The organism is uncultured Pelagibacterium sp., assembly GCF_963972885.1.
GTDB lineage: Bacteria > Pseudomonadota > Alphaproteobacteria > Rhizobiales > Devosiaceae > Pelagibacterium > Pelagibacterium nitratireducens.
This window is the reverse complement of the sequence record NZ_CAXAXY010000140.1, coordinates 1-5,681: the sequence shown is the minus strand read 5'-3', so window position 1 is coordinate 5,681 and position 5,681 is coordinate 1. Positions and strand designations below refer to the sequence as shown.

5 protein-coding genes and 1 pseudogene are annotated in these 5,681 nt (G+C 62.3%); 4 read left to right on the top strand and 2 right to left on the bottom strand.

The features are described 5' to 3' along the window. A partial coding sequence (locus AACZ55_RS15365) for an AarF/UbiB family protein (RefSeq protein WP_339647506.1) occupies window positions 1-629 on the bottom strand: 629 nt, incomplete at its 3' end. A 2-nt stretch (window positions 630-631) separates the two neighbouring features. Next, a complete protein-coding gene (ubiE, locus tag AACZ55_RS15360) occupies window positions 632-1,396 on the bottom strand; it encodes a bifunctional demethylmenaquinone methyltransferase/2-methoxy-6-polyprenyl-1,4-benzoquinol methylase UbiE (RefSeq protein WP_338608320.1) in 765 nt (254 codons plus the stop codon). 125 nt (window positions 1,397-1,521) lie between these two features. On the opposite strand from ubiE, the gene mutM reads away from it, so the two are divergent. The 4 genes and pseudogenes from mutM to AACZ55_RS15340 form a co-directional block, all read left to right on the top strand. Then, window positions 1,522-2,385 (top strand): bifunctional DNA-formamidopyrimidine glycosylase/DNA-(apurinic or apyrimidinic site) lyase, encoded by an 864-nt coding sequence (gene mutM, locus AACZ55_RS15355; RefSeq protein ID WP_339647504.1) that lies wholly within the window; start codon window positions 1,522-1,524, stop codon window positions 2,383-2,385. A gap of 135 nt (window positions 2,386-2,520) precedes the next feature. Next, on the top strand, window positions 2,521-2,787 hold the full coding sequence (rpsT, locus tag AACZ55_RS15350) for a 30S ribosomal protein S20 (RefSeq protein WP_338608322.1): 267 nt from the start codon (window positions 2,521-2,523) through the stop codon (window positions 2,785-2,787). A gap of 812 nt (window positions 2,788-3,599) precedes the next feature. Beyond that, window positions 3,600-5,036, top strand: a complete 1,437-nt coding sequence (gene dnaA / locus AACZ55_RS15345; RefSeq protein ID WP_339647502.1) for a chromosomal replication initiator protein DnaA — start codon at window positions 3,600-3,602, stop codon at window positions 5,034-5,036. Between the two features lie 459 nt (window positions 5,037-5,495). Then, window positions 5,496-5,681 (top strand): annotated as a pseudogene (locus tag AACZ55_RS15340) (DNA polymerase III subunit beta); the annotation flags it as partial.

The window sequence follows — 5,681 nt, the reverse complement described above, 5'->3', positions numbered from 1 at the left end:
GCTTCCATGCGCAGATCCATCTCGAGCAGGGCCGAGCGGGCCAAAGCATCGACGACCTTTTTGCCGTTGAAGCGCCGCGTTGCCGGCATGAAGCGCTCGGCCACGCCAGCCAAAGCATAGAGCCCGTCGAGGTCGCGGGCGAAGCGCTCGCGGATCTTGGGGCGCAGGAGCTTGACGGCCACCATGCGCTCGCCCTGCGGCGTTTGCAGGCGGGCCTTATGAACCTGGGCGATGGAGGCCGCGGCGAGAGGGGGCGAAATGTCCTTGAGCGCGGCCGCCTTTTCACCCAGTGCTTGGGCCAGAAGACCGGGGACAAGCTTTTCATCGAACGGGGGCAGCGCGTCCTGAAGGGCGGCGAGATCGGAGGCGATTTCAAACCCGATGATGTCGCGGCGAGTGGCGAGGACCTGGCCGAGCTTGACGTAAACCGGGCCGAGCCGGGTCAGGGCATTGGCCAGCCGCGTGACGCGGCCGGTCTTGCGCACGTCTCGCTTCTCGATCAGCCGGGCGATGCCGACCATAAGCTTGGCCGAGGGCGGAATGGGCTGGCCCTCGGCGAGCGAGAACGCTCCCTCGCGGGCCAGAACGAAGCCGGCCCGTGCGAGCCTTAGATAGGTCCCCAGCCCCATGGTCAGAGCTTCCAGCCCCCATGCAATGCAGCGATGTTGCCCGAGAATGCGGTGTGGGTGACGCGCTTGAAGCCCGCGGTTTCGATCATGGTCGAGAAGGTGGCCGGATCGGGGAAGTTGCGAATGGATTCAACGAGATACTGATAGGGCTCGGCATCGCCAGTGACCATCCTGCCCATGGGCGGGATCAGGCGATCGGAAAAAAGGTCATAGACCTTGTCGAGCACCGGGACATCGACCTTTGAGAATTCGAGCACCAGAAGGCGACCGCCGCGTTTGAGGACCCGGTACGCTTCGGAAAGGGCCTTGTCGATGCGGGGCACGTTGCGGATGCCGAAGGCGATGGTGTAGGCATCGAAACTGTTGTTTTCAAACGGCAATTGTTCGGCGTTGGCCTCGACGAAATCGACATTGGCCGGGTAGCGCCAGGATCTGGCGCGTTCGGCGCCCACAGCAAGCATGTCGGCATTGATGTCGGAGACCGTGACCTTTGCGTAGCCGTGGCTGGCATCGAGGATGCGCATGGCGACATCGCCGGTGCCGCCGGCCATGTCGAGCACCTTGTAATCGCGCGATCCGGAACGGGGCGGAGCGAGGCGGGCGACCATCAAGTCCTTCCAGACTCTATGGATTCCGCCGCTCATCAGGTCGTTCATCAGGTCGTAGCGCGAGGCCACTTTGAAAAAGACATCGTTGACCAGGCCCTGCTTTTCGCCCAGCGGGACGGTGCGCGTTCCGAAATGGGTGGTCTGAGCGTTTTCGGTCATTTCGAGCCTCTCTGCTTGGCTTAGAGCCCGGTTATGGGCTTGGCCGCGCCATAACGCAAGGTGTAGAGCTTTGGCGAAATCGTCGCAAACAATGGCGGCAAAATGTATGGACTTGAGTGAAATTCATGCCTGAATTGCCCGAAGTTGAAACCGTGCGGCGTGGGCTGGCTCCCTACATCGAAGGGGCGCGGATCGAAGCGGTCACGCTCAACCGTCCCGACCTGCGGTTTCCGTTTCCCGAGGGGTTCGTTGCCGGGTTGGAAGGCCACACGATCACCCATCTGGGGCGGCGGGCCAAATATCTGATTGCCACCCTCTCGAATGGCGGGGCGTGGCTGTCGCATCTGGGGATGACGGGGGCGTTTCTTGTCGCCGATCAATTGCTCGAGGAGGCGAGCCGTCTCAACCCAGGCGATTCGAGCGGCAAGCATGTCCATGTGAGGGTCCATCTGGTCCATCCCGCGCGCGGGCGCGTGACTCTATCCTATAGCGACCCGCGCCGGTTCGGGTTCATGGATCTGTTTGCGCCGGGCGCGGCGAACCCCTTTACCGATTCGCTGGGTCCCGAACCGCTGGGCAACGATCTGAGCGCGCCCTATCTGGCCGAAAGGCTGAGAGCCAGGAAGGGGCCGATCAAGACGGCGCTGCTCGACCAGCGGGTGATTGCCGGGCTGGGCAATATCTATGTGTGCGAGGCCTTGCATATGAGCGGGATCGATCCGCGCCGGGCCGGCGGCACTCTGGATGGAGGGGAAATCGAAAAGCTGGTGGCGGCGATCCGGCAGGTGCTGACGGCGGCGATCGCGGCGGGGGGATCAACGCTTAAAGATTTTGCCAGGGCGGACGGGCAGCCGGGCTATTTCCAGCATAGCTTTGCCGTCTATGGCCACGAAGGCGACCCCTGTCCGCGGCCGGGATGTGGCGGCACCATAAAGCGAATCGTTCAGGCGGGGCGTTCGACGTTTTTCTGCCCAACCTGCCAGCGCTAAAGCGTTTGACTCTCTTTGCCCCGCTCTCTATAGAGCAGCCTTCGCTGGGCGTGCCGCAAGGTGCGCCCGTTCCGGTTGTGCTTGCCCGATGGGTTCAAGCACGCAAGGCACACCGCCACGAGGAATTTCAAAACCATGGCAAATACCCCTTCGGCCAAGAAGGCCACCCGCAAGATCGAAACCCGTACCGCCAAGAACACGGCGCGCCGCTCCCGCGTGCGCACCTATCTGCGCAAGGTCGAAGAAGCGATTGCTTCGGGCGACCAGGCCGCGGCAATGGCAGCGCTGCGCGCCGCCGAACCCGAGCTGCAGCGCGCTGCCGGCAAGGGCGTGTTCCACAAGAACATGGCCGACCGCAAGGTTTCGCGTCTCGCCAAGCGCGTGAAGGCCCTGAGCGCGTAAATCCGCGGCGGAAACGCCTTTATCGATCCTATCGACCCGATCGTGTTTCGGGTTTGAGAACAAGTTTCCAAGGCCCCCGTCGGGGGCCTTTGTCATTTTTGAAACCGTGCCAAATTTGCGTGACATTTCCGTCATGGCAGGGTCACAAAAAGTCCATGCAACGGTCCTGATGACGGGCCGCGGAAAAAATAATCCGTTGAGACTCAAAACGGCCCGAACCGGAATCTGCGAGGAGTCCCATACCCTTAATTTTCCCTTGCGGGGCGGGGCCGGGCCAGCGGAGAGCGCAGGGGACGAGTCAAGCGGATTTTTGACCAAATCGGCGGTTGTGCGCAAAAATTTGACTGTCTAAAATGGCCCCGTTGGATCAGAAAGAGGCTGGCGAGAGACAAGTCTAACGCCTCCTTTTAACGGGTAGACCAAGGGGACAGGGATGAACGGTTTAAATCATTTTCGGCTCATTGCGGGCCGTCATGGTGTGATGACCGTGCATCCCAAGTTCCTGGTTCATCTCTAGACTGACAAAGACGGGATTTCGTCTTTTCCTCTGGCGCGGACGCGCCAATTTCAATTTGTAACGATAGGGTACTGCGCAAGAAATGCTTGCGCGGGGGCGTAAATTTGTTGTCCCGATGAACGGGATGCGACGGGGAAACAGGGGTGCCGCCGGGGTGGGCGGGACGTCACAGCTATAAGAGGCAACAGCAATGGATTCGATCGCGGCTGCGGATCGCGGAACCTGGGGAACAGTTGGAGGCAAAGCGGGCACAGCTCCGCAAAAGACGACAACAGGGGCGAAAGGGGAAACCAAGATGACGATGGATGCCGATCAGGTCTGGCTGCGCGTGCGGGCGCGGCTGAGGGCAGCGGTTGGCGAAGATGTCTTTACGTCGTGGTTTGCCCGGCTCGAGCTCGAGGAAGTGGTGGGCGATCTGGCCCATCTTTCGGTGCCCACGCGGTTCTTGTGCTCGTGGATACAATCGAACTACGTCGAAAAGATTCTCGAGGCCTTCAAAAGCGAGGACCAGTCCATCGGACGGCTGCACCTGACGGTCCGTGTCAACGGCCAGGCCCGGCCCCGGCTGGTGAGCTCGCAAGAGCCCTCGACCGCCGAAGCGGACGCTCCGGCCGACACCCAGGCAGTGCGCACGGTGCCGGCGCTGGTCACCAGCCAGCCGGCCAGCGGCACCCGCGCCAACGCCCTTTCGGGCTCGGCGCTCGACCGCAAGCTGACCTTCGACACTTTCGTTTCGGGCAGCGCCAATGAAATGGCGCTCAATGTTGCCAAGCAGGTCGCCTCTGCTGCCGCCAACAATGTGGTGACCTTCAACCCGGTCTATCTTCATTCCTCGGTCGGGCTGGGCAAGACCCACCTTTTGAACGCCATTGCGTGGGCGGCGGGGGCGTCGGACACCTCGCGCAATATCGTCTATCTGACGGCCGACCATTTCATGTACCATTTCATAACCGCGGTGCAGCACCAGTCAGCGCTGGCCTTCAAGGAATGGCTGCGCGGGATCGATCTCTTGCTGATCGACGACATGCAGTTCTTGCAGGGCAAATCGGCCACCGAATTCGGCCATACGCTCTCGACCCTGATTTCGGGCACCAAGCAGGTTGTGGTGGCGGGCGATGCGCCCCCGCGCGATCTCGAAATGCTCGACGACCGTGTGCGCTCGCGGCTTTCGGGCGGGCTTGTGATCCCGATCACCCAGTTCGATCCCGAACTGCGCCGGGCCATCGTGCAGAAACGGGCCGACCAGGCGGCAAGCCGGTTTACCGGGCTGAGCTTTCCCGGCCCTGTCATCGATTACGTGGCGCGCTCGATCGTGAGCCATGGTCGCGATCTCGATGGTGCGGTCAACCGGCTGGTGGCCGCCAACCAGCTGACCGGCGAGCCGATCACCGTGGGGCTGGCCGAAAAGACCCTGCAGGACCTCATTCGCTCGCGGGACACACCCAGGGTGCGGATCGAGGACATCCTGAAAATCGTCGCCCGGCATTACAAGGTGCCGCGCAATGAGCTTTTATCGTCACGCCGCTCGCGCGATGTGGTGCGCCCGCGCCAGATCGCCATGTATCTGGCCAAGTCGCTCACCTCGCGGTCCCTGCCCGAAATCGGCCGCCGGTTCGGCGGGCGCGACCACACGACCGTGCTCCATTCGGTGCGCAAGGTGGAGCAGCTGATGAGCCAGGACGGTGAGCTGACCCAGGAAATCGAACTGCTCCGCAGAATGCTGGAGGAGTGAGGAGCGGCGGGCCCGTTGGGCCCGCAAAATCGCTCCGGTGGAGCGATTTTAGCTGCGAACGCCCTGAAGCCCATGGCTGAAGGGCCGGCGGCAAAAGACGCACATTTTTGAGGGGCGAACGCCCGAAGAGCTATGCTTGGAGGGCTGCAGCGGCTCTGCTGCAAACAAGCAAGGCCCCCTCACCCGTCTGGCTGCGCCATCCGACCTCTCCCCCAAGGGAGAGGTGAGACGGGTTTAGCCGATCCGCGGGTGATCTTGGCTGAGGCTGTCCCCTCACCGGCCTGCCGGCCACCCTCTCCCCGCAGGGGCGAGGGTTTGTCTTGCGGGGACGCTGGTGATGATGGCGTTGGGAGCCAACTATCCACCAGATTTTCGTTTCGCCGGCGCCCTGCGGCCCGGTGGGGCCTTGCGTTTTTTTACCCGGCGATGCAGGGTCTGTGCCCGGCTTTTGCGCCGGTGATGGCCCGTCCAGGGCCAGCGAAAACCAGACAGAAAAGATCAGGGGTCCAAAAAGCCATGAAGGTCACGCTCGAGCGCAACCATCTGCTCAAGTCACTGGGGCATGTGCACCGCGTTGTCGAGCGGCGCAACACCTATCCGATCCTCGCCAACGTTCTGATGAGCGCCACGGGCGACGGGCTGGAT